Source organism: Variovorax sp. V118 (assembly GCF_041154445.1).
Classification (GTDB): Bacteria; Pseudomonadota; Gammaproteobacteria; order Burkholderiales; family Burkholderiaceae_C; genus Variovorax; species Variovorax boronicumulans.
In genome coordinates, this window is sequence record NZ_AP028663.1 from 3815413 (window position 1) to 3840705 (window position 25293).

Annotated in this window: 12 protein-coding genes and 1 pseudogene; all 13 read left to right on the plus strand. The window is 67.8% G+C overall.

Annotated features, from left to right (window positions below; genetic code table 11):
* Positions 1–347 precede the first annotated feature (347 nt).
* The 13 genes and pseudogenes from ACAM52_RS17775 (at position 348) to ACAM52_RS17835 (ending at position 25267) form a co-directional block, all read left to right on the plus strand.
* A complete protein-coding gene (locus ACAM52_RS17775) occupies positions 348–1121 on the plus strand; it encodes a response regulator transcription factor (protein WP_070059819.1) in 774 nt (257 codons plus the stop codon).
* 14 nt (positions 1122–1135) lie between these two features.
* The gene (locus ACAM52_RS17780; protein WP_369644151.1) at positions 1136–1588 is read left to right on the plus strand and encodes a hypothetical protein; all 453 of its coding nucleotides are present in this window, start codon (positions 1136–1138) and stop codon (positions 1586–1588) included.
* Between the two features lie 496 nt (positions 1589–2084).
* Entirely contained in the window at positions 2085–12809 is a 10725-nt protein-coding gene (locus ACAM52_RS17785) for a peroxidase family protein (RefSeq protein ID WP_369644152.1), read from the plus strand.
* 42 nt (positions 12810–12851) lie between these two features.
* Entirely contained in the window at positions 12852–13163 is a 312-nt protein-coding gene (locus ACAM52_RS17790) for a hypothetical protein (protein WP_139703581.1), read from the plus strand.
* A 31-nt stretch (positions 13164–13194) separates the two neighbouring features.
* Positions 13195–14877: a type I secretion system permease/ATPase gene (locus tag ACAM52_RS17795; protein WP_369644153.1), complete on the plus strand. Its 1683-nt coding sequence runs from the start codon at positions 13195–13197 to the stop codon at positions 14875–14877.
* Between the two features lie 36 nt (positions 14878–14913).
* Positions 14914–16251, plus strand: a complete 1338-nt coding sequence (locus ACAM52_RS17800) for an HlyD family type I secretion periplasmic adaptor subunit (protein WP_062470848.1) — start codon at positions 14914–14916, stop codon at positions 16249–16251.
* A gap of 34 nt (positions 16252–16285) precedes the next feature.
* A complete protein-coding gene (locus ACAM52_RS17805; protein ID WP_369644154.1) occupies positions 16286–18070 on the plus strand; it encodes a multicopper oxidase domain-containing protein in 1785 nt (594 codons plus the stop codon).
* A gap of 29 nt (positions 18071–18099) precedes the next feature.
* Entirely contained in the window at positions 18100–18753 is a 654-nt protein-coding gene (locus tag ACAM52_RS17810; protein ID WP_369644155.1) for an SCO family protein, read from the plus strand.
* An 86-nt stretch (positions 18754–18839) separates the two neighbouring features.
* Entirely contained in the window at positions 18840–20201 is a 1362-nt protein-coding gene (locus tag ACAM52_RS17815) for a TolC family outer membrane protein (protein WP_369644156.1), read from the plus strand.
* 78 nt (positions 20202–20279) lie between these two features.
* Positions 20280–20936 (plus strand): winged helix-turn-helix domain-containing protein, encoded by a 657-nt coding sequence (locus ACAM52_RS17820; protein WP_369644157.1) that lies wholly within the window; start codon positions 20280–20282, stop codon positions 20934–20936.
* Between the two features lie 216 nt (positions 20937–21152).
* Entirely contained in the window at positions 21153–23864 is a 2712-nt protein-coding gene (locus ACAM52_RS17825) for an FAD-dependent oxidoreductase (protein ID WP_369644158.1), read from the plus strand.
* Positions 23865–23870: 6 nt separating this feature from the next.
* Positions 23871–24038, plus strand: a pseudogene (locus ACAM52_RS17830) (acyl-CoA dehydrogenase family protein); the annotation flags it as partial.
* Between the two features lie 245 nt (positions 24039–24283).
* Positions 24284–25267, plus strand: a complete 984-nt coding sequence (locus ACAM52_RS17835) for a Bug family tripartite tricarboxylate transporter substrate binding protein (protein WP_369644159.1) — start codon at positions 24284–24286, stop codon at positions 25265–25267.
* The last annotated feature ends 26 nt before the right edge of the window (positions 25268–25293 follow it).

Genomic DNA, 25293 nt, shown 5'->3' on the forward strand with positions numbered 1-25293 from the left:
CCTCAAAAACATAGAAATTAGGTATATCGAACGTCATGGTTCAGGTAGTTCCATTTTGAAACACTCATGTCTTTCCACAAACAGGAGCAAAAGACCCGCGCAACCGCCCCGTCAAGTTCATAGGATTGCGCAAGCCTCGGGCTGAATTGAATTTCAATTAAAACTCGCAGAAAAAATCCAATTCGGCACTTGCTTTCCATTTTTCTCTTGAAAATGTATGAAACCCCAAACTGCTTTGCCGCCGATGGGGAAAGTGGCCCCGGAGCGCTCGACGGACGACCTTTGCGTCTCCTCGCCCACGCTCGCAACGACCGGCCTGCGTCGCTCACGCCAACCGGGGCACGCACATGCTTGATCACAGGCTCATCAGCTCTGGCGAGAAGGCCTCCGTCGGCGTCTGCGCGCCCGCCGCGAGGCTGTGGCCGGACTTCCTGATCGGCCAGGAAAAATCGCCGGTGCGCGTGCTGCTCGTCGACGACGACGAGTACATGCGCCGGGTGATCGCCCAGGAGCTGCTGTCGGACCTGCGCATCCAGCTCGAAGGCCAGGCCGACAGTGTTCGCGAGGGACGCCGGCTGCTGACCACGCACACCTTCGACGTGCTGATGCTCGAGCTGCAGCTGGGCGACGAGATGGGCTTCGAGCTGATCACCGAGGCACGCCGCCTGCACCGCAGCAGCGAGGTCATCGTGATCTCTTCGCTCGAGGACGACGCCCACGTGCTGCGCGCCTTCGAACTGGGTGCCATGGGGTACCTCCTGAAGAACGCCTGGTTGCAGAGCTTCGCCGATGCCGTGCTGCACGTGGTGAACGGCGGGGCGGCGATCACGCCCCGACTCACGCGGCGCCTGCTGCACCGCCTGGACTACCACCCCCGCGAGCCCGTCGCCGACAAGGCGCCGACGCCGCCGAGGCCGCCGTCGCGCGACATGACACTGACGCCGCGAGAGAGCGAGGTCCTGCGTTGCGTGGCCTCGGGTTACGTCTCCGCGGAGATCGGCGCCAAGCTCGGCATCACGGGCCAGACCGTCAATGTGCACATCAAGAGCATCTACAAGAAGCTGCATGTGCATTCGCGCGCCCAAGCGGTGAACTTCGCCGTTCACACGGGCCTGATCTGAAGGGCAGCGACCCCATGGCCCCGATCGATTGCCCCTTCGCCGCCGGATCGCGCCCTCGCCGCGCGCTCGACAAGCGGCCCTTCGTCCAGGCCATGCTTGTCGCGGCCTGGGCCACGCAGGTCATGTACGCCGACCTGGCGATCGCGACGGAAGCGACGTCGGCCGCCGTTGCGGCGCACGAGAACCCGGATGGCGGCGTTGCGGACGGCGAAGTCGCAAACGACGCGGCCGTGGTGACGGCCTCTCCCGACGATCCGGCGGCCACAACAGGAAGCGGTGACCCGGAGCGCCCCGGCTCCGCCGTCTACAGCCCCTTCGCGAGCCCGCCACACGGCAATGAACGCCCTCCCGCTTTCGCTGCGGCGTCCCAAAAAAGCAATGGCGGCCATGCCGAAATGGCGCTCATCGCCCTGATTTCGGCCGGTGTCGCCGCGGTCGCTGTTTTTTTTTGGCTCTGGCGCGCGTAGTCAGGTTCTCGTCAGTTAATTTGTATGTGAGAAAGTTGCATTCCTGAAGATGGCCTCTCATAATTAGCACCTTCGTTTTCGAAGACAACCAATCGACCACCGGTTGCCGTCCGCTTACAAGCGGCAACGACTTTCGGCGCGCCGACCTAGATTCTTTTTGACAGGATCCATGGTGGGGGTATCGCATGAACAAGTGTCGAATCAAGGTCCGCATGAAATGCGGGCTTCATCTCCATGCCGGCATCGCGCCTGACCGGCATCGCGCAATGGATATTTGCTGCACCGCCCCGCTGCGGTGCCTGAGCGGCCGACGACGACCCTAGTCGCTCCCCAGGCGTGACCGCCACCGGGTCGCGCGCTGCATCACTTCCTCGAAAAACCCGCGGCTGGCAATTCCAGGCGCGCGGTCACTCCTGAGCCACGCTACATGAGCCTTTTCGCCATGTAGGCGGGACCGGGGCTGCATTGAAAGTCGTTCGTCTTGAGGAGAATAGAAATGGCCACGCTGATCAGGTCCGATCTCGAATTCATTCTTCAACAAATTCTCATTGCGGAAGCACAAGCAGCGGGAGCGGACCCCGCGAGCCTGGTCCCGAACGCCTTTGCGCCCTTCGGCCTCAGGACGGTCGACGGGTCGTACAACAACCTGATGCCGGGCCAGAGCGAGTTCGGTGCCGCAGACAACCCGTTTCCGCAGCTGGTGCCGCAGACCTACAGCAACGAGCAGGACGACGCCTTCGCAGGGATCACCAACACGGACTACGGCAGCGCCGGGAACGTGGTCGATGCCGACCCGCGGCTGATCAGCAACCTGGTCGCCGACATGACCAGCAACAACCCCGCGGCGGTGAGCGCCTTCGTGGCCGCGGGCCTCGGAACGCTCGACGCAGCCGGCGTCCTGTACGACCTCCAGGGCGTCGTCATTCCCCCCGGCACGCTGCTGGAGATTCCGAACGCCACGCCCGACGAAGGCCTCTCGGCGCCCTTCAATTCATGGTTCACCTTCTTCGGCCAGTTCTTCGACCACGGACTCGACCTGGTCAACAAGAGCAGCACCGAGATGATCTTCATGCCGCTGCAGCCGGACGACCCCTTGTTCGATACGACCCCCGGCGCCCCCAATTTCATGATCCTGTCGCGCGCCACGCGCGATGCGAACGGCGACCAGACCAACCAGACGACGCCCTTCGTCGACCAGAACCAGACCTACACCTCGCATCCCTCGCACCAGGTGTTCCTGCGCGAGTACGTGCTCGACGCCAACGGCCGTCCGGTGGCCACGGGCAGCCTTCTCGATGGCACCGACGGCGGCCTTGCCAACTGGGCCCAGGTCAAGGCGCAGGCGCTGATGCTCGGCATCCAGCTCGACGACGCCGACGTGCTGGACCTGCCCCTCCTGGCGACGGACCAGTTCGGCAAGTTCATTCCCGATCCCGTGACCGGCTTCGCGCAGATCGTGCTGCGAGCCGCCGACGTCGGCGGGCCGCTGGACCCGGACGGCAACGGGCTCGCCTCGGGCACGCCCGGCGCGCCCCTCGACGCCAGCGTGGGCGTTCGCACCGGCCATGCTTTCCTGAACGACATCGCGCATGCCGCGGCGCCCGTGTTCGTGGGCGGCGTGCTGGCGCCCGACAGCGACTCGGCCGTCGGCCTCTCGGAACCCGGCACCTATGACAACGAGCTGCTGGACCGTCACTTCATCACCGGCGACGGCCGCGGCAACGAGAACATCGCCCTGACCTCCGTCCACCACGTCTTCCACTCCGAGCACAACCGGCAGGCCGAAGAGATCAAGGCCACCGTCCTGGCCACCGGCGACGCTGCGTTCATCGCCTCATGGCAGCTGCCCGACGGCTCATGGAACGGCGAGCGCATCTTCCAGGCCGCGCGCTTCGCGACGGAGATGCAGTACCAGCACCTGGTGTTCGAAGAGTTCGCGCGCAAGATGCAGCCGGCCGTCGACGAGTTCCTGGCCGAAACCAACTACCAGACGACGATCAATCCGGCGATCGTCGCCGAGTTCGCACACGCGGTCTTCCGCGTCGGCCACACGATGCTGACCGAGACCGTGGACCGGCTGGACCCCAATTTCCTGTCGAGCGATCTCGCGCTGGTCGATGCCTTCCTCAACCCGATCGGGTTCAACAACGACGGCGCACTGACGCCGGAGCAGGCGGCCGGCGCCATCGTGCGCGGCATGACCCGGCAGGTGGGCAACGAGATCGACGAGTTCGTCACCGACGCGGTGCGCAACCAGCTCCTGGGCCTGCCGCTGGACCTCGCCGCCATCAACATCGCACGCGGCCGGGACACCGGCATTCCCACGCTCAACGAAGCGCGCCGGGAGTTCTACACCTCGACCGCGGACCCGCAGCTCAAGCCCTATACGAGCTGGGTCGACCTCACGCAGCACCTCAAGCATGAAGCCTCCGTCATCAACTTCATTGCGGCGTACGGCACGCATGGCGCGCTGACCGCCGCGGACGTCGACACGATGGCCGAGAAGCGGGCCGTGGCGGCCGCACTCGTCTTCGGCGGCACCGTGGTTCTCAACGCCGGCACGGCCGCGGAGCGCAGCTTCGTTGCAGACGAAGCAGACAGGCTCGCCTTCCTGAACAGCACGGGCATCTACGCGATGGTCGGCGGTGTCACCACCACGGGCGTGGACGACATCGACCTGTGGATCGGCGGCCTGGCCGAAGAGCAGATGCCCTTCGGCGGCCTGCTGGGCTCGACCTTCAACTTCGTCTTCGAGTCGCAGATGGAGGCGCTGCAGAACGGCGACCGCTTCTACTACCTCTCCCGTCTGGCCGGCCTCAACTTCCTCACCGAACTGGAGAACAACACCTTCGCCAAGCTGGTGATGCTCAACACCGACGCCACGCACCTGCCGGCCGACATCTTCTCGACCCCGGGCCTGATCCTCGAAGTCGACCCGCTGCGCCAGTTCACCGGCATCGGCGTGGACGGTCACGGCGACCCGACCGAGGGCGGCACCGAACTCACCCCGCTGGTGATCCGTGACGATCCCACGACCGCGGCCGTGGAGACCACCTACCTGCGCTACACGGGCGACGAGCATGTGGTGCTCGGCGGCACCGCCGGCAACGACACCCTGATCGCCAGCATCGGCGACGACACCATCTACGGCGATGGCGGCAACGACCGCATCGAGTCCGGCGACGGCAACGACCAGGTCGAGGGCGGCGCGGGCGACGACATCATCACGGACCGCGGCGGCGACGACGTGCTCAAGGGCAACGAGGGCAACGACGTCATCCACGGCGGCAACGGCGCGAACCTCATCATCGGCGGGGACGGCAGCGACTTCATCATCACCGGCGAGGACGTTTCCGAAGTCTTCGCCGGCCAGGGCAACGACTTCGTCCTGGGCAGCAAGGGCAACCTGCCGACATTCGGCAACGAGGGGCACGACTGGATCGAGCTGGGAACCCAGGACGGCACCACGGGCGACAGCTTCGACCCGCTCGTGCAAGACAGCGTCATCGGCAACGACGTCCTGATCTCCGGCGGCGGTTTCGACGAGCTGATCGGCGAAGGCGGCGACGACATCTTCACCGGCTCCGACGGCGAAGACCACTTCGACGGCGGCTCCGGCTTCGACTGGGCCAGCTACAAGTTCGACAAGTACGGCGTGACCGCCGACATGATCGTCAACGACTTCGTGGTGCCCCCGGTGGTCAACTCGAACGCCGCGATGATGGACCGCTTCGCCTTCACCGAAGGCTTGTCGGGATCGGCTTTCGCCGACTTCCTGCGCGGCGACGACGCCGACGCCGTCGAGATCCTGCAGGCGGGCTGGACCGGCAGCGTGCTCGCCAACATCGCGCTGATCGACGGCCTGCAAGGCCTCTTGCCCGCGGGCATGACCTCGTTCGGCGAGGGCAACATCATCCTGGGCGGCGACGGCAGCGACCTCATCGAGGGCCGCGGCGGCAACGACATCATCGACGGCGACGCCTGGCTCAACGTGCGCATCGCCGTCTCGGGCGTGCCCGGCCTCACCAGCGTCGACAGCCTGAAGGAGCTGGTGCCGCGCATGCTCTCGGGCGAGATCAACCCGGGCCAGCTCAGCATCGTGCGCGAGATCCTGATGTCCGACAGCGCCGACTACGACACCGCGATGTTCTCCGGGCTGCGCGCCAACTACACCGTCACCACCGGCGCCGACGGCCGCACCACCGTCACCGACAACGTCGGCACCGACGGCACCGACATCCTGCGCAACATCGAGCGGCTGCAGTTCTCCGACACCGTCCAGCTGCTGTCCGGCAGCAACAACGCACCGGGCGGCTCGGTCACGATCAGCGACGACACGCCGCAGATCAACCAGCTCCTGAGCGTGTCGGCCGCCCTCACCGATGCGGACAACCCTGGCGGCACGGTCACCGGGCCGATCAGCTACACATGGCAGTACGAGGCCGACCCGGTGCGCGCGCCGGGCGTGTTCCGCGACATCATCGACCTGGGCGGCGGCCAGCCCGCCACGGTGAACGGCACGACCTTCCGGGTCACCGCGCCCTTCGACGGCCTGGCCATCCGGGTGCGGGCCGTCTACCGCGATGCCGACGGCGTGCTGGAAACCGTGTACTCCGCGCCCACCGCGGCGGTCACCGGCGTGGCGGCCGTCGTGCCGCCGGCGCCCCCGCCCTCCTCCGCGCTGGTCGACAGCGCGGGCGTGCGCTTCCTGCAGTCCGACCTGCAGTTCATCCTGGAGCAGATCAAGATCTCGGAGCGACACGCGAACGGCGAGGCGCTGACCGACATCCTGGACAACGCGCGCGCGCCGCTCGGTCTGCGCACGGTGGACGGCTCCTACAACAACCTGGTGCAGGGCCAGTCCGGCTTTGGCGCGGCGGACCAGGTGTTCCCGCGCCTGGTCGATCCGGTGTTCCGCAACGACCAGGACGGTGACAGCATCAACCTCGGCCCGGGGGGCACGCTCACCAACACGGACTACGGCCCCAGCGGCAATGTGGTGGACGCCGACCCGCGCATCATCAGCAACCTGATCGTCGACATGACGAGCAACAACCCGGCGGCGGTGAGCGCGTTCGTCGACGCGGGCCTGGGCACGCTGGTGGACGGTGTGCTGTACGACCTGGACGGCGTGGCGATTCCCGTCGGCACCCTGCTGGTCATTCCGAACACCGCGCCGGACGAGGGCCTGTCGGCGCCGTTCAACGCCTTCATGACCTTCTTCGGCCAGTTCTTCGACCACGGCCTGGACCTCGTGGCCAAGGGCGGCAACGGCACCATCTTCGTCCCGCTGCAGCCCGACGATCCGCTCTATGTGTCGGGCAGCAACAGCAACTTCCTGGTGCTGACGCGCGCCACCCAGGTTGCCGGACCCGGCGCCGACGGCGTCATGGGCACCGCGGACGACACCACGCACGAGGCCACGAACCTCACGACGCCGTTCATCGACCAGAACCAGACCTACACGTCGCACCCGTCGCACCAGGTCTTCCTGCGCGCCTATGAGCTCAACGCCGACGGCAAGCCGGTCGCCACCGGGCGGCTGATCACCAACCGCGACCTCGGTGCCGACGGCCTCTTCGGCACGGCCGACGACATCGAGCTGGGCGGCATGGCCACCTGGGCGGTGGTCAAGGCGCAGGCGCGCGACCTGCTGGGCATCGCGCTGGACAATGCCGACGCGCTCAACCTGCCGCTGCTGGCGGCCGACGAGTACGGCAACTTCATTCCCGACCCGGTGACCGGCTTCGCGCAGATCGTGCTGCAGGCCGGCGGCACGCTGGCCTCGGGCTCGCCGGGCGCGCCGATCGATGCAAGCCTGGCCGTGCGCACGGGCCACGTGTTCCTGGCCGACATCGCCCACACCGCCAACCCGGTGAACAGCCAGGGCGTCGCGCTGACGGCCGATGCCGACGACCAGATCGGCGGCACACCGGCCGCGGGCTTCTACGACGACGAACTGCTCGACGCGCACTACATCGCCGGCGACGGCCGGGTGAACGAAAACATCGCGCTGACCAGCATTCACCATGTGTTCCACGCCGAGCACAACCGGCTGGTCGAACACACCAAGGCGGTGATCATGGCGTCGGGCGACGCGGCCTTCATTGCCGAATGGCACCTGCCCGATGGCTCGTGGGACGGCGAGCGCCTGTTCCAGGCGGCCCGCTTCGGCACCGAGATGCAGTACCAGCACCTGGTGTTCGAAGAGTTCGCGCGCAAGGTGCAGCCGCAGATCGACATCTTCTTTGCCGCCACCCAGGTCTACGACACCGAGATCGATCCGTCGATCGTCGCCGAGTTCGCCCACACGGTGTACCGCTTCGGCCACTCGATGCTGACGGAGACGGTGGACCGCTTCGACGTCGACTTCAACGTGATCGGCGGCACGGCCGACCCCACCCAGCAGCTCGGGCTGATCGAGGCCTTCCTCAATCCGCTCGCGTTCGCCGCCAGCGGCATCACGGCGGATGAAGCGGCCGGCGCGCTCGCGCGCGGCCTCACGCGGCAACAGGGCAACGAGATCGACGAGTTCGTGACCGAGGCCCTGCGCAACAACCTGCTCGGCCTGCCGCTCGACCTGGCGACGATCAACATCGTGCGCGGGCGCGACACCGGCGTGCCGACACTCAACGCCGCGCGGCGCGACTTCTACAGCGTGACCGGCGACAGCCAGCTCAAGCCCTACGCGAACTGGGTCGACTTCATGCAGCACATCAAGCATGAGGCCTCGGTGGTCAACTTCATTGCGGCCTACGGCGTGCACGCCAGCCTGGCCGCCGCCGACACCCTGATCGAGAAGCGCGCGGCGGCGGTGGCACTGGTCTACGGCGGCATCGGTGCGCCGGAGGACCGGCTCGACTTCCTGTACGGACGCAACGCCTACGCGGACGAAGCCGGCATCACGACCACCGGCGTCGACGACATCGACCTGTGGATCGGCGGCCTGGCCGAAAAGCAGATGCCGTTCGGCGGCCTGCTGGGCTCGACCTTCAATTTCGTCTTCGAGGAGCAGATGGAGAAGCTGCAGGACGGCGACCGCTTCTACTACCTGGAGCGCACGCAGGGCCTGAACTTCCTCACCGAGCTAGAGAACAACTCCTTCGCCCGGCTGGTGATGGCCAACACCGATGTCGAGCACCTGCCCGGCGACATCTTCACGACGCCGGGGTTCACGCTGGAGGTGGACCCGTCCCGGCAGTTCACGGGCCTGGGGCTCGACGGGCGCGACGATCCGACGGCCGAAGGCAGCCTGACGCCACTGGTGCTGCGCAACAACCCCGGCACCGAAGCGGCCGATCCGAACTACCTGCAGTACAGCGGTGAGGACCACGTCGTTCTGGGCGGTACCGCAGGCAACGACACCATCATTTCCAGCATCGGCGACGACACGCTCTGGGGCGACGCCGGCAATGACCGGCTCGAAGGCGGGGACGGCAACGACTTCGTCTTCGGCGGGGCCGGCGACGACATCATGACGGACCTGGGTGGCGACGACAACATGCAGGGCGGCGACGGCAACGACGCCATCCACGGCGGCAACGGCATCAACCTGATCCTGGGCGGCCACGGCAACGACTTCATCGTCACCGGCGAAGACCCGTCCGAGGCGTTCGGCGGCACGGGCAACGACTTCATCCTCGGCGCCCGCGGCAACGAGTTCGTGTTCGGCAACGAAGGCGACGACTGGATCGAGAAAGGCATGGCCGACGGCAGCGCCGGCGAGAACTTCGACGCCTTCGCCCGCGACCAGGTGGTGGGCCACGACGTCTTCATCGGCAACTCGATCTCCGACCGGATGGACGGCGAAGGCGGCGACGACATCATGTTCGGCAACGGCGGCCAGGTGGACCGCTACGAAGGCGGCTCCGGCTTCGACTGGGCCGGGTTCAAGGACGACGCCTTCGGCGTCACGGCCGACCTGTTCCTTCGTGCCTTCGACGAAACGCCCGTGCCGATCTCGAACGCGACCGTGCTGGCGCGGTTCACGTCGGTCGAGGGCATGTCGGGCTCGGCGCATGCCGACGTCCTGCGCGGCGACGACAACGATGCGGCCGCGATGGCGCTGTCGGGCACCACCGGCAGCGTGCTGACCCACATCGAACTCATCGACGGCCTGCAGGAGCTCCTGGACCAGGTGCTCGGTGTCGGCATGGAGATGGACGGACCGGTGACTTCGTTCGCCGGCAACATCATCCTGGGCGGCGGCGGCAGCGACCTGCTGGAGGGCCGCGGCGGCAACGACATCATCGACGGCGATGCCTGGCTGAACGTGCGCATCAGCGTGCGGGAGAACGCCGACGGAACGGGCGCCGAGATCGCGAGCTATGACACCATGACCGACCTCGAGCTGCAGGGGCGCGTCTTCGACGGCACCTACAACCCGGGTCAACTCACCATTGCCCGCGAGATCCTGATATCGGATGCGCCGGACTTCGACACGGCCGTCTTCTCGGACGTCTTCGGCAACTACGAGATCACCTTCCTCGAAAACGATGTCTGGCGCATCAGCCATGTGGTGGACGGCGTGGCCGGCGCCGACGGCATCGACGTGGTGCGCAACATCGAGCGCCTGCAGTTCTCCGATGGCGCGGCGTTCATTGCGGAAGAAGGTTTCAACTTCGATCCGGAAGGACTGCTGACGATCAGCGACACCACGCCGGCCGTCGGCCAGCTGCTCACCGCATCGGCACTGGGCGTGACCGATCCTGACAATGTCAGCGGCACCAACCCCGACGGAGCGATCACCGGGCCCATTGCCTACTTCTGGCAGGCCGAGGTTCGCCCCGGCATCTTCGAAGACATCCTGATCGAGAACGCCGGCGGTGAAGTCGCGCGGGCCACCGGGGCCACCTATGCGCCGCGGGTCTTCGAGCTCGGCCTCGCGCTGCGCGTGCGGGCGGTCTACAGGGACGCCAACGACGTGCTGGAGAACGTGTACTCCGCCGCGACCGGCCCGGTTGGCGCCGGCAATACCGCGGCGACCGGCCAGCCCACCATCAGCGACACCACACCGACCGAAGGCCAGCTCCTGACGGCCTCGACCCTCGGCATCACCGACGCCGATGGCCTGGCGGGCTCGGTCTTCAGCTTCCAATGGGAGCAAGCCGTCAACACGGGTGTCGGCGGCGGCGCAGGCGGGTTCACGGCGATCGCGGGAGCGACCCAGCAGACCTTCACGCCGGGCGCCGGGCAGGTCAATCGCGAACTGCGCCTGACGGTGAGCTTCACGGACAACGGCGGCACGCTCGAGACGCTGAGCTCGGCCACGACCGTGGTGACGGGCGACAACATCCCCGCCAACAACGCGGCCCAGGTTCTCACGGGCACCGAAGGCCAGGACGTGATCTTCGGTGGCGGTGGTGCGGACGCGATCAACGGCCTTGGAGAGGACGACATCATCGATGGCGGAACGGGTGCCGACAGCATCGCCGGCGGCGCGGGCAACGACACCATCAACTACACCATCGGAGGCGGCACCGACACCGTCGACGGCGGCGCAGGGCTGGACACACTGAACGTCATCGGAACGGCCGCGGCCGAAACGCTGGCAGTCAGCTACGACGGCGCGTCACTCACGGCAGTCGCCGGCGGCACGGTGAGCAACGTCGAATCCGTCACGGCCAATTTGCAGGCCGGTGTCGACACGCTGACCTACACCAGCGCAGCGGCAATCACGGTGAACCTGTCGGCAGGAACTGCCTCGGGCTTCACGTCGATCGCCGGCATCGAGAACGTGACGACCGGCGCCGGTGCCGACACGCTCACGGGCAATGCCCTGGCCAACACCCTCAACGGCGGCGGCGGCAACGACACCTTCATCGCGACGCTGAACGATGGCAACGACAGCTATGTCGGCAGTGGCGGCACCGATACCCTGGACCTGTCCGCGATCACCGCGGGGGTGACGGTCACCGTCACGACCGCAACGGGCGCCCAGACCGGCACCGACGCGCTCTCCTCGATCGAGAACTTCATCGGCAGCCAGGGTGACGACAACATCAACGTCAATGGCGGCGTGAACGTGATCGACGGCCAGGGCGGCAACGACACCATCAACGCCGGAGGCGGAAACGACGTCGTGACCGGCGGCACCGGCAACGACACGCTCACCGGCGGCGCGGGCAACGACACGCTCAACGGCAACGAGGGGGACGACACCTTCCACTACGTCGTCGGCGATGGCGCGGACGCCATCGATGGCGGAGCCGGCACCAACGACAGGCTGAGCATCAACGGCACGGCGCTGGGCCAGACGCTCGCGGTCGTCCTGGCAGGAACGGCGATCACGGCCGTTGCGGGCGGCAGCGTTGCCAATGTCGAGGCGGTCACGGCCGATCTGCAGGGCGGCGTCGATACCCTGAGCTATGGCGCCACGACCACGGCCGTCACGGTGAACCTGGGTGCCGGGACGGCGACGGGCTTCGAATCGGTGGCGAACATCGAGAACGCGACCGGCGGTGCCGGCAACGATTCGATGACCGGCAGCGCCGGTGCCAACACGCTGAACGGCGGCGGCGGCAACGACACCTTCTTCGCGGCCGCCGGCGACGGCAGCGACAGCTATGTCGGTGGAGCGGGCGTCGACACCTACGACCTGTCCGCCACCACGGCGGGAGCGACGGTCCTCGCCAATCTCGCGATCAGCGCGCAGATCGGCATCGACACGCTGAACACGGTCGAGAACATCATCGGCAGTCAGGGCAACGACGTCATCGTCGTCAACGGCGGCGCGAACTTCATCGACGGCCAGGGCGGCAACGACACCATCAACGCCGGCGGCGGCGACGACGTCGTGCTGGGTGGCGCCGGCAATGACACCCTCAACGGCGAAGCGGGCAACGACACCCTCACGGGCGGGCTGGGCAGCGACACGGTGAACGGCGGTGCCGGCGACGACACCATCGTCGCCACGGCGGGTGATGGCAACGACACCATGGACGGCGGGGCGGGCAACGACATCTTCGTGTTCGTGACGGGATTCGGCAGCGACACGATCAACGGTTTCGACGCCAGTCCGAACGGGGCCAACGCACAGGACCGGCTCGACATCTCCGGGCTCGGGATCAACGCGGGCAACTTTGCCGCCAACGTGACCATCACCGATCTGGGTGCCGACACGCTGATCGAGTTCGAAGGCCTGGACAGCATCCTGCTGGTGGGTGTGAACGGTAACGGGGCGAACACCATCACGCAGGCCGATTTCCTGCTGTCGGCATGAGGCGCGGCTGACGTTTCAATGACATCGATCACGGAGAAAGACATGGACGAGCAAAACACCTCACCCCCGGAACAGAAAGCGCGTTCGGTCTCCGACCCGCGAGAGGTTGCGGCACTGATCATGTCACGCATCGGCATGGTCAACGCCAAGAAGGACGAGTTGACCATCGCCATCAAGGCGCTCAGCGACGCGACCCAGCAGCTCTCTCGCGCCTATTCGGCGCAGATGCTGACCATCGACAGGCTCGTGCGACGCGTGAAGCTGCTGGAGGCAGCGGCCGCGGGCACGGCGCGCGGCATGAACGGCAACGGGGCGCAGACCCCGGCCGCCGCGCAGGACCAGCGCGCGGACTGAGCGCCGGCCGGCGAAACCGAAGGAGAAGCACATGAAACCCCTGTGGACGGAACTGCGACCGCTGCTGGGCTACATCGCGGCGTTCTCCTTCTTCATCAACCTGCTGTTCCTGGTGCCCGCGTTCTTCACCCTGCAGGTGTTCGACCGGGTCATCTCGACCAGCAGCCATGAAACGCTGCTGGTGCTGCTCGCCGGGACCGGCGTGGCGCTGTTCATCCTGCTGCTGCTGGACTACCTGCGAACCCGGCTGCAGAACGTGGTGGGCATCATGGTGGACGAGCGACTCTCCCCACCGGTGGTGAACGCCATCGTGGAGCGCGCCGCACGCGCCCCGAGCGGCGTGAGGACAGAAGGAATCCGCGACGTGGCCGCGCTTCGCGCCGTGTTTTCCGCCAATGGCCTGATCGCGGTGTTCGATGCGCCCTGGGTGTTCGTGTACGTGTTCGTGATCTGGATGTTCCACCCCGCGCTCGGCCTGGGCGCGGCGTTCTCCGCGGTCCTCATGCTGGGCCTGGCCTGGCTCAACGACCGCATCAGCCGCCGGTCGCTCGAAACCCTGCAGAACGAAGGGCGACGCGCCGCGCAATACGTCGAGAGTTCCTTGCGCAACGCCGAAGTGCTGCAGGCCCTGGGAATGACACAGCGCCTGCTGGTGCGCTGGCGGGCGCTGCAGGACCAGATCGCGACCATGCAGACCAGCGCCAGCCGCAGCACCGTGGCGTTCACCGCCGGGACCAAGGCCGCGCGCCAGGCCATCCAGATTCTCATGCTGGCCCTGGGCGCCTACTTGGTGCTGAGCCAGCAGGCTTCCGCCGGCGTGATGATCGCCACCAGCATCCTGCTGGGCCGCGCGGTGCAGCCGGTGGAGCAGCTCGTGGGCAGCTGGCGCACGCTGATCGAGGCGCGGGCGGCCTACGGGCGCCTGCAGGAACTGTCGAAGGACTTCGAGCGCACCGAGCCGCATGTCGCCATGCCGCGCCCCGAAGGACGCCTGAGCGCGGAGAACATCTCGTACCGCGCAGCCGGCTCGGACACCCTGGTGCTCTCGAACATCGTCTTCGCGCTGGCGCCGGGCGAGGCCCTGGCCATCGTCGGCCCGAGCGCGGCCGGCAAGTCGACCCTCGCGCGCGTGCTCACGGGCGTGTGGCGCCCCAGCAGCGGCAAGGTCCGCCTCGACGGCGCCGACGTGTCGTACTGGCCGCGCGAAGAACTGGGCCCCTACATCGGCTACGTGCCCCAGGACGTCGAGCTCTTCGACGGCAGCGTGGCGGACAACATCGCGCGCCTGGACAAGGTGGACTCCGAAGCGGTGGTTGCCGCCGCCGTGCGCGCCAATGCGCACGACATGATCCTGACCCTCCCGAAGGGCTACGACACGCCGGTGGGCGAACACGGCTCGCGGTTGTCTCCTGGCCAGCGCCAGCGCATCGCGCTCGCCCGCGCGCTGTACGGCAACCCGCAGCTGGTGATCCTGGACGAGCCGAACTCCAATCTCGACGGCGCGGGAGAAGTCGCACTCGCCCAGGCGATGAGCGGCCTGCGCCAGGCGGGCGTGACCTCGGTCGTCGTCACCCACCGCCCGTCGCTGATCGCCCACGTCGACAAGATCCTGGTGCTCGCCGCAGGCCGCATCCAGCAGTTCGGCCCGGCGAGCGAGGTGATGCGCGACATGCAGCGCCAGGCCCAGGCCATCGTGGACCAGAAGGCCGCCTGAGCGCCGCACCGCCGTTGCGAACAAGGACCCCGCACCATGAGCACCGCCACACTCCCGATGCCTCCCGTTGCCGCCCCACGCAGCAGCCGGGAACATGCACGACGCCTCGCGCGAAGCGGATGCTGGGTCATCCTCGGCGCGATCCTGCCCCTGGGCCTGTGGATGGGCCTCGCCCCGCTCTCGATGGCGGTGGTGGCCCCCGCGTTCGTCAAGGTGGACCTCAACCGCCGTCCGGTGCAGCACCTGGAAGGCGGCACCGTGCGCGAAGTCATGGTGCGCGACGGCCAGCATGTGAACGCCGGCGATCCGATCCTGGTCCTGGGCGACGTGCGCGTGGACGCCGACCGCAATCGCCTGAGCTACCGCGTCCATCTGGAGCGTGCCATGCTGGTGCGCCTGGAGGCCGAGCAGTCCGTCGCCAAGACGCTCGCCTTCCCCGAAGACCTGCTGCGCGCGGCCCGGCAGGACGATCGCATCGGGCAGGCCCTGCTCAAGGAGACGGCGCTGTTCCAGGCCCAGCGCCATTCGCTGGACAGCGCGGCCTCGCTCATGAGAACGCAGCGCGATCGCGTGCAGCAGGAAATCGTTGCCGTGCACGCGCAGATCGCGCAGGCGCAGAACTCGCTCGTCCTGCAGCGGCAGGACCTGGAGGCCAACCGCGGCCTGATCCAGGAAGGCTTCATTTCGTCGAGCCGGATCTCCCAGCTCGAATCGGTGGTGATGGAGTACGCGGCCAAGCTCGAAGAGCGGCGCACGGAACTGGCGCGCGCAGCCCAGCGCCTGGTGGAGATCGACCTGAAGATCCAGTCGATCCGCAACGACTACGTGAAGGCGGCGAGCGACCAGCTCAAGGCCACCACCCAGCGCCTGGGCGAGATCGAGCAGGAGCAGCGCAAGTCGAACGACGCGGCGCAGCGGCAGGTCGTCGTGGCCCCGGCCAGCGGCGAAGTAATCGACCTGAAGTTCACCTCGCCCGGCGCGGTGGTCGGGCCCGGAGAGTCGATCGCGGACATCGTGCCCAGCGACGCCCAGCTGATGATCGAAGCGCGCATCCGTCCGGAAGACATCAGCAACGTGCACCTCAACCAGCGCGCGCGGGTGAAGTTCACCGCCTTCAAGTACCGCAACACCTCGATGGTCACGGGCAAGGTGACCTATGTCGCCGGCGACCGGCTGATCGAGCGCCAGACCAACCTGCCCTACTACAGCGTGATGATCCTGGCCGACGCCGAGTCGCTCAGGGCCATCGGCGACTTCAAGCTCCAGGCGGGCATGCCCGCCGAGGTCTACATCGCGGGCGTCTCGCAGACCGCGCTGCAGTACGTCATCGAGCCCATCACCTCCACCATCCGCCGATCGGGACGGCAGATGTAGCGGGGCTGTTCTCTGTCAACGAGGGGAATACATCATGCGCAAGGATTCCAACCACCACGACCCCGTGACGCCTGTCGCCCACAGCAAGAGACGCACGTTCCTCAAGGCCTCGCTGGCAGCCACGGCCGCCCCCCTGGTCCTGACACCGGGCAAGACCCGCGCACAACCCACGCCCCTGCCGCCCAGCCCGCCGACGACACCGTGGGTCGAGGACCTGCCCAACCAGGTCACGCCGCTCACACCGCTGGCCACGCTGACCCCGGCCCCGACCCTCAACGCGAACATCGCAGGCGGCGAGTGCGGGCGTGCACCGCACCAGCGCTACGCGGAACTGACCGTGCCCGGCAAGGCCGGCACGCCGCTGCTGTACCAGCTGACGGCCAAGGAGAACCCGGCCTGGCTGTTCAACGGCAACAACCCCTACTACCCCCCGCAGCCCATCTGGGGCTACGAAGGCAACACGCCGGGGGTGACCACGCCGGGCCCCACGATCCACGCGCGCTACGGGCAGTCGGTCATCTGCCGCATCCGCAACCAGCTGCCGCAGAACCACACGGGATTCGGCTCGCCCGAGATCAGCACGCACCTGCACAACATGCACACGCCGTCGGAGAGCGACGGCTTCGCGAGCGACTTCTACAGCGCCGTCCAGGGCGGCGTGACGCTGACCGCGCCGGGGACCTTCAACGACCACTTCTACCCCAACCTCTACGCCGGCTTCGACGAGTTCGGCGGCCTCGGCGATTCGCGCGAAGCCCTGGGCTCGCTCTTCTATCACGACCACACGGAAGGCGTGACGGCACCGAACGTGCTCAAGGGCATGTTCGGGCGCTACATGGTCTTCGACGCACTCGACACCGGCGACGAGACCACGGGGCTGCGGTTGCCCAGCGGCGCGTACGACTACCCCCTGAGCTTCTCGGACAAGCGATTCGACTCGGGCGGCCGGCTGACCTTCGACGAGCTCAACCCCGAGGGCGTGCTGGGCGACAAGATCGTGGTCAACGGCAAGATCGAGCCGGTGCTGCGCGTCGCACGCCGCAAGTACCGGCTGCGGCTGCTGAACGTCGGGCCGTCGCGCTTCTACGAGTTCGTGCTGCAGAACACGGGCGGCACCATCGTGTACCCGTACACGCAGATCGCCAGCGACGGCAACCTGCTGCCGGCACCGATCCTGAACCAGCTGAGGGTGCGGATCGCCCCGGCCGAGCGCGCGGACATCGTGGTGGACTTCTCGCGATTCCCGCTGAACACCACGCTGTACCTCGTCAACCAGCTCACGCAGGTCGACACCCGCAAACCCGGCGTGGTGCAGTCGCCGGGCACGCGCGTGCTCAAGTTCATCGTCGATCGCCAGCCCCCGACGCCCGACCTGAGCGTGGTGCCGAGCGTGCTGCGCCCGCTGCGCGACCTGCCCAGTGCCAGCGAACTCGCGGCCCTGCCGGTTCGCACCTGGGTGTTCCAGCGCAACAGCGGCATGTGGAACGTCAACGGGCTGTTCTTCGATTCGCTCACGGCCAGAGCCAGGGTCACCCGGGGCACCGCCGAAATCTGGGAGTTCATCAATCCCGACAACGGCTGGCAGCACCCGATCCACGTGCACTTCGAAGAGGGACGGATTCTCAGCAAGAGCGTCAACGGCGTGAGCCTGCCCATTCCCGTGAACGAGCGCGGACGCAAGGACGTCTTCGTCGTCGGCGAACTCATGACCGTGCGGGTGTTCGTGCGCTTCCGCGATTTCTCGGGCAAGTACCTGATGCACTGCCACAACCTCACCCACGAGGACCACTCGATGATGGTTCGCTTCGACATCGTGTGAAGAACGCCGATGACTTCCAGGAGATTCTCATGAACCACCGCAGACACTTGATCGCCGGCCTGGGCGTCGCGTCCTTGTACGCGTTCGGCCTGCCCGCCTCCGCCGAGGCGCCGGCAACGGCTGCACGCCCGGGGCGTCGCATGCCGAACGTCGAACTGAAGACCCACACCGGGGCGAAGGTGAACTTCTACGACGACCTGGTCCGGGGAAAGATCGTCGCCATCAACATGATGTACGCGGACTGCGAAGGCATCTGTCCGCTCATGACCAACAACCTCCTGCGCGTGCAGGAGCGCCTGGCCTCTCGGGTGGGCCGGGACATCTTCATGTACTCGATCACCATCCGCCCGGAGATCGACACCGTGGAGCACCTGGCCGACTACGCCGAGATGCACAGCGTGAACCCGGGCTGGCTTTTCCTGACCGGGAGCCGGAGCAACATCGACCTCGTGCGCTTTGCCCTGGGCTTCTACGACCCGGACCCGAAGGTCGACAAGGAGATCAATCGCCACACCGGCATGGTGCGCATCGGCAACGACGTCTACGACCGCTGGTCGATGGCGCCAGCGCTGGCGGCGCCCGAGCAGATCGTGGCCGCCATCCTGCATGTCGATCGCAGCCCGGCCCCGGTTCGCCGCGCGGGTGGCGCCATCTTGCAGGCCGACCCTCGGAGCACGGTCTGAACCAGCGCCTGCGCCGACCCCCGCCCGGTGGACAGGGCTCACGGGCCCCCGCCACCGGGAAGCGTCTCGTCCTGGCATGGGGCGTCGTGCTCGCAGCGAGCTTCGCGTGGCCCGTCCATGGCCAGAGCCTGGTCGAGATCTACACGTCGGCGCGCGGCTACGACGCCACCTACCAGGGCGCGCGGGCCCAGTACGAGGCCACGCTGGCGCGGGCGGCGCAGTCCAGGGCCGGCATCCTGCCCACCGTCGGCCTGTCGGCCGGCGCCTCGCACACCCGGCAGGACCTCTCGACGGAAGGCAGTGCGACGACGCGCGGGTTCAACACCCAGAGCGTCGGCATCAACGCCACGCAGCCGCTGTACCGCCCCGCCAACTGGGCCGCCTACGAGCAGGGCCAGCGCCAGGCCGAGGTGGCGCAGATGGTGCTCACCATCGCCGAGCAGGACCTCATCGTGCGCGTGAGCCAGGCCTACTTCGACGTGCTCGCCAGCCAGGACAGCCTGGCCCTGGTGCGCGCGCAGAAGGTGGCCGTGGCCGAGCAGCTCGCATCGGCCAAGCGCAACTTCGAGGTCGGCACCACCACCATCACCGACGCGCGCGAAGCGCAGGCCCGCTACGACCTGGTGATCGCGCAGGAGATCGCCGCCGAGAACGACCTGCAGGTGAAGAAGATCGTGCTCGACCAGCTCGTCGGCAGCACCGGCAGCGTGCCCGTGCCGCTGGCGGCGCCCGTGATGCTGCCTCCGCTCGCGCCCGCCGACATCGAGGTCTGGACCTCGCACGCGGATGCCGGGCACCCTGCGATCCAGCAGGCCCGCCTGGGCCTGGACGTGGCCGGGCTCGAGGTGCAGAAGGCGCAGGCCGGCCACCTGCCCACGCTCGATGCGACCCTGGGCTACAACGTCACGAACAACCCCCAGGGCACCAACTCCACGCCGGGCCGCTCGCGGGTCAAGGCCCTCACCGTGGGCGTCTCCCTCAACCTGCCCTTGTTTGCCGGCTACGCGATCGAGAACCGCGTCAGGGAAACGCTGGCGCTCGAAGACCAGTCGCGCTCGCTGCTCGAGGCCACGCGCCGCGGCGTCGCGCAGGCCACCCGCGCCACCTACCTGGGGCTGGTGTCGGCCGCCGGCCAGGTGAAAGCGCTCGAAGCCGCCGAGGTCTCCAGCCAGATCGCGCTGGAGGCCAATCGCATGGGCTACCAGGTGGGCGTGCGCATCAACATCGACGTGCTCAACGCGCAGAGCCAGCTGTTCCAGACCAAGCGCGACCTGGCGGTGGCGCGCTATTCGGTGCTGCTCGGCAATCTCAAGCTGCGGCAGGCCAACGGCACGCTGGTGCCCGAGGACCTGAACGCCATCGATGCCGCGCTTGCAACCCACGGCCGCACCCCGGTCGACAGCGCGGCGCCCGTCTCCGTGTCCAGGAGAACGCCGGCCCGCCAATGACGAGGCATGCCATGGCACGTACCGACAGCACCAGCGACTGCTCGCGGCCATGACGGCGCTGAACATGCAGGTGACGCCATGCGACTGCTTCTGCTTCAGGATCGCGCGCGGGTCGACGACGGCCTGTTCACGCACTTGCGCAAGAACGGGTTCCTGATCGACAGCGTCGAGCGACTCGGCGACATCGACGTGCTGGAGAACGAGTCCTACGACGTGCTGCTCGTCAGCTCTCAACTGCCCGACGGATCGGGACTCGACTGGGTCCGGTTGTTGCGGGTGCAGCACATCACGACCCCGGTCCTGATGCTGATGGTGGGAGCGCCCGGCCCGGCCGCGCAGGCCGCGGTCCTCGACGCAGGCGCGGACGACTTCGTGGTGATGCCGTGCCGCCCCGAGCTGGTGGCCGAGCGGGTGCGGGCACTGCGTTGCCGGGCCGCGGGCCTGGCGACGCCGCGCGTGCGGTGCGGCGACGTCGAGTTCGACCTGGGCAGCCGGACGACGGTCCGCTGCGGCATGCCTGTCGCGCTGACCGAGCGGGAATGGAACCTGGTGGAGGCGCTCGCGCTGCGCTTCGATCACACGGTCCCCAAGGCCCAGGTGGAACTGCTGGTGCAGGGGATTCACGGCGCACCGACGAGCAACGCCCTGGAAGTGCATCTGTCCAACGTGCGGCGCAAGCTCGGGCGGCAGATCATCCGCACGATTCGCGGGGTCGGCTACCGCCTGAATACCTGAGCCCGTCGTCTTCAGACTCGTAAGCGTGCCGCACACAAGATAGCAACCTTAAGACGTGCGACTGGCCAGAATCGCACCACTCGCAGAGCCCCATCACTCACCGATGGCGCCACCACTGTCGCAGCGTCCCCCCGGGGCATGAATGGCGACACCTTCTCACGCAGGTACCACCGAACCATGTTCAAGCCCTCTCCCGCTCTCGTTTTCGCCAATTTCATGCAGCTGCCGACCATCGTGCCGAAAGCGGTGTGGCGCGCGCTGCGCGTGGTGAGCATCGCCTCGGCCCTGGCCCTGGCCGTCATGCTGGCGCTGCGGCCCGCCACCGCGATGCCCTTGTTCTGGGGGCTGATCGTGCCGTCGCTCCCGCTCGTGTTCATGCTGGCACCCGGGCTGTGGCGCAACGTCTGCCCGCTGGCCGCCATCAACCAGATCCCCCGCAGGCTCGGCATCACGCGCGCACTCACGAGCCGCCGCCTGTCACAGGGCGCGGCATTTCCGATCGGCATCGGCCTGCTGATCTGCGCGGTCGTCGCGCGCAAGCTGCTGTTCAACGGCAACGGCATGGCCACCGCCGGCCTGCTGGCGGCAGCCATGGGGGCGGCGCTCATCGGCGGCCTGCTGTTCAAGGGCAAGAGCGGCTGGTGCAGCAGCATCTGCCCCCTGCTGCCGGTGCAGCGGCTGTACGGCCAGACGCCGTTCATCCGCATCGCCAACACGCACTGCGAACCGTGCGTGGGCTGCGCCAAGAACTGCTACGACCTCAACCCCGGCGCGGCGTACCTGGCCGACCAGTACGACCCGAACCCGGCCTACCGCAACTTCCGCAGCTTCTTCGCGGGCGTCTTTCCGGGCCTGATCCTCGGCTACTACCTCGTGCCTTCGCCCGCCGAGATCGGCCCGGTCTCCACGGTCATGCAGATGCTGGTCTACATGGCGGCCAGCCTGACGCTCTTCAACCTGATCGAATTGCTGGGCAGCAAGACGCGCAACCTGTCGCCGGTGCTCTTCGCGGCGGCCGCGTTCTCGCTGTACTACTGGTTCACCGCCCCGCTGGTCGTCAGCACCTTGAGCAGCCTGAGCGGCATGGCCATCGCCCCCGAAGTCGTCGCCACGCTGCGCGGCCTGACGATCATCGCGAGCCTGACGTGGATCGCGCGGTCGCTGCATGTCGAGCGCCTGTTCCTTCGCCGTGAACTGCGCAAGGGTGTCCGGGACGGTTCCCGGCTGGCGCCGATCGTCATCGAGACGATGCGGCTGCACCGCGGCCCGAACGACGCCGCGCGCAAGGCGCCGGTTGCAGCCCCGCCGGAGAACGAGGCCGCTGCGGCCGCGCCGGCGGATGCGTCCCCGCAGCCTGCCGAACTCTGCATCGACCCCACCGGCATGAAGACCCCCATCCGCAAGGGCCAGACCCTGCTCGAAGCGCTCGAGGACTGCGGCGCCCCCATCAACGCCGGCTGTCGTTCCGGCGTGTGCGGCGCCGACCCGATCGCCGTCGTGGCGGGCGGCGAACGGCTCGCCCCCATCGGCAGCGACGAGCGGGCGACGCTGGCCCGGCTCGGCTGCGCCGACGGCACGCGCCTGGCCTGCATGGCGCGCATCCGCAATGCCGGGCCCATCCGCATCGACCTGAAGCGGGAGGCGACCCCGGTAGCGCGCGAGACACGCAAGCCCGAAGTCGTGCCCTTCGATGCGTCGATCCGCCGCGTCGTGATCGTGGGCAACGGCGTGGCCGGCCTGACCGCGGCCGACCATGTGCGGCGCCGCCACCCCGACTGCGAGATCCATCTCATCGGCCGCGAGAACCACAACGCCTACAACCGGATGGCCATTGCCAAGCTGATCAGCATGCCGACGGGTGTCCAGGGCCTGCACCTGCTCCCCGAGCAGTGGTATGCCGAGCACCGTGTCACCGCGTGGCTCAACACGCACGTGTCGGGCGTCGACACGCAGCGTCGCGAGCTCACGCTGGCGACCCGCGAGACGCTGGGCTACGACAGGCTCATCCTGTGCTCGGGCAGTTCGGCATGGGTCCCGCCGCTCGACGGCTACGGCATCGAGGGCAGCTTCGTCCTGCGCGATGCCGACGACGCGATGGCGATCCGCGACTACATGCAGCGCTTCCACGGCACCTGCGCGGTCGTGCTGGGCGCCGGCTTGCTCGGCCTGGAAGCGGCGCAGGCGCTGGCGCAGCTCGGGGCGCAGGTCCAGGTGCTGTCGAACAGCGGCCAGATCCTGGACCGGCAGATCGACACCCCGGCCAGCGCCTTGCTGGAAGCGCACCTGGCAACCCAGGGCATCCATGTCATGACCGGTGCCGACGCCGCGCGGCTGGAGCCGGGCAGCGAGGGCCGCGTGGCGCGGCTCGTGCTGAAGGACGGACGCCAGCTCCCCGCCGACGTGGTCGTGGTGTGCACCGGCGTGCGCGCCAACGTCGACATCGCGCAGTCGGCCGGCCTGGCGCTCGGCCGCGGCATCATCGTCGACGCGCAGATGCGCACCAGTGCCCCCCATGTCTACGCCGCGGGCGATGTGGCCGAGTTCGAGGGCCACTCGATCCCCCTGTGGGCCGTGGCTGCCGAGCAGGGAGAAATTGCGGCCGTCAATGCGTTGGGCGGCAAGCGCGTCTATCGCGGCCATGTGCCCGTGACCGCACTGAAGGTCTCGGGCATCGACGTCCGCTCCGCGGGCTCGGTGCACGCCGCGCGGCCCGGCGAATTCGAGTTGACGCAGTCCGAGCCTGCGCAGGGCATCTATCGCAAGCTGGTGGTCGCCGAGGGCCGGCTTGTCGGCGCGGTGCTGGTCGGATCGCCGGACGAGGCGGACGAGGTCATTCCGGCCGTGCGCGAGCACGCGCCGGTCTCCACGATGACCGCCTTGCTGGAGCGTGGGGACTGGCAGCAGCATTCGGTGGCATTGGCGGCCTAGCCCTACACGCAGCAGGGCAAGGTCCTGGACGAATGCCTGCAGCTGTTCGGCGACTGCGGCTACATGGTCGAGTACCCGATCGCACGCATGCATGCCGACGCGCGCGTGCAGCGCATCTACGGCGGCACGAGCGAGATCATGAAGGACCTGATCGCACGCAAGCTGGGCGCATGAAAGCACCCCGTCGAGGGTGCGCGCGACCACGGAACGACAACGCGCCCTCGCCGGTCGACATGCAGCCCGCATCCGGCTGAGCCAGAGGGTATTCCCCGAGCCGGTGTCGGCGAATCTGTCGGCTGGTTGACGGAATCGATGGCCGCTGTTTCCTAGCATGGAGACGCAGTCCAACCCCCTGTCGCAACGGGGGACGCGCCCAGAGGCGCGGGGCCTGCGCGACCCATTCCCAAGGAGACACTTCCGTGAACAGGACATTGCTGCGGCCGGCACTCACCGCATTGGCCCTTCTCGCCCTCGCCGGCACGGCCACGGCGCAAGACGGCGCCGCCTACCCGGGCAAGACGGTGACCATCGTCGTGCCCACGCCGCCCGCCGGCGGCACCGACCTCATCGCGCGGCTGTTCGCCGACGTGCTGGGCAAGGCCTTCAAGCAGAGCGTGATCGTCGACAACCGCGCCGGCGCCAACGGCATCCTGGGCGTCGACTACGTCGCCAAGGGGCCGGCCGACGGCACGCGCGTGCTGTTCACCTACGCCGCCACGATGGTGATCAATCCGGCGCTCTACAAGAAGCTGCCCTACGAGCCGCTCAAGGACTTCGCGCCCGTCGCGCAGGTGGGCCGCGGCGGCAACCTGCTGCTGGTGCGCAAGGACCTGCCGCCGAACACGCTCAAGGACTTCGTCGCCCACGCCAAGGCCCACCCCGACAAGCTGAACTACTGCTCGTGGGGCAACGGCTCGGGCGGCCACCTCACGATGGAAAGCCTGAAGAAGCAGGCCGGCATCTCGCTGCTGCACGTGCCCTACAAGGGCAGCAGCCCCTGCGTGCAGGACCTCATGGGCGGCCAGGTGGACGCCGGCTTCGCCGACATCTCCTCCACCATCGAGGTGGTGAAGGCCGGCCGGGTCAAGGCCCTGGCCTACAGCGGCCCCGACCGCCTGCCGATGCTGCCCGACGTGCCCACGATGACGCAGGCCGGGTTCCCGTTCAAGAACTACACCTGGTACGGCTTCTTCGTGCCGGCCAAGACGCCGCCCGCCATCGTCAAGCGCCTGAACGAAGAGATCTACCGCGCCCTGCAGGACCCGGCCGTGACCCAACGCCTGCGCGAACTCAACTTCACCGACCTGCCGCGCCCCACGCCGGAGCAGTTCAAGGAGGTCCTGCGCCAGGACCTGCAGGACTGGAGCGCCCTGGTCAAGTCCATCGGCGTCACGCTGGACTGACACCCGATCCACCACGACGCCGGGGC

Excerpts from the sequence above, each read along its gene's own strand:
- ACAM52_RS17810 (WP_369644155.1), top strand. The coding sequence starts at position 18,100 with ATGAACCACCGCAGACACTTGATCGCCGGCCTGGGCGTCGCGTCCTTG.
- ACAM52_RS17820 (WP_369644157.1), top strand. The coding sequence starts at position 20,280 with ATGCGACTGCTTCTGCTTCAGGATCGCGCGCGGGTCGACGACGGCCTG.
- ACAM52_RS17825 (WP_369644158.1), top strand. The coding sequence starts at position 21,153 with ATGCAGCTGCCGACCATCGTGCCGAAAGCGGTGTGGCGCGCGCTGCGC.
- ACAM52_RS17775 (WP_070059819.1), top strand. The coding sequence starts at position 348 with ATGCTTGATCACAGGCTCATCAGCTCTGGCGAGAAGGCCTCCGTCGGC.
- ACAM52_RS17790 (WP_139703581.1), top strand. The coding sequence starts at position 12,852 with ATGGACGAGCAAAACACCTCACCCCCGGAACAGAAAGCGCGTTCGGTC.
- ACAM52_RS17785 (WP_369644152.1), top strand. The coding sequence starts at position 2,085 with ATGGCCACGCTGATCAGGTCCGATCTCGAATTCATTCTTCAACAAATT.
- ACAM52_RS17780 (WP_369644151.1), top strand. The coding sequence starts at position 1,136 with ATGGCCCCGATCGATTGCCCCTTCGCCGCCGGATCGCGCCCTCGCCGC.
- ACAM52_RS17795 (WP_369644153.1), top strand. The coding sequence starts at position 13,195 with ATGAAACCCCTGTGGACGGAACTGCGACCGCTGCTGGGCTACATCGCG.
- ACAM52_RS17800 (WP_062470848.1), top strand. The coding sequence starts at position 14,914 with ATGAGCACCGCCACACTCCCGATGCCTCCCGTTGCCGCCCCACGCAGC.
- ACAM52_RS17805 (WP_369644154.1), top strand. The coding sequence starts at position 16,286 with ATGCGCAAGGATTCCAACCACCACGACCCCGTGACGCCTGTCGCCCAC.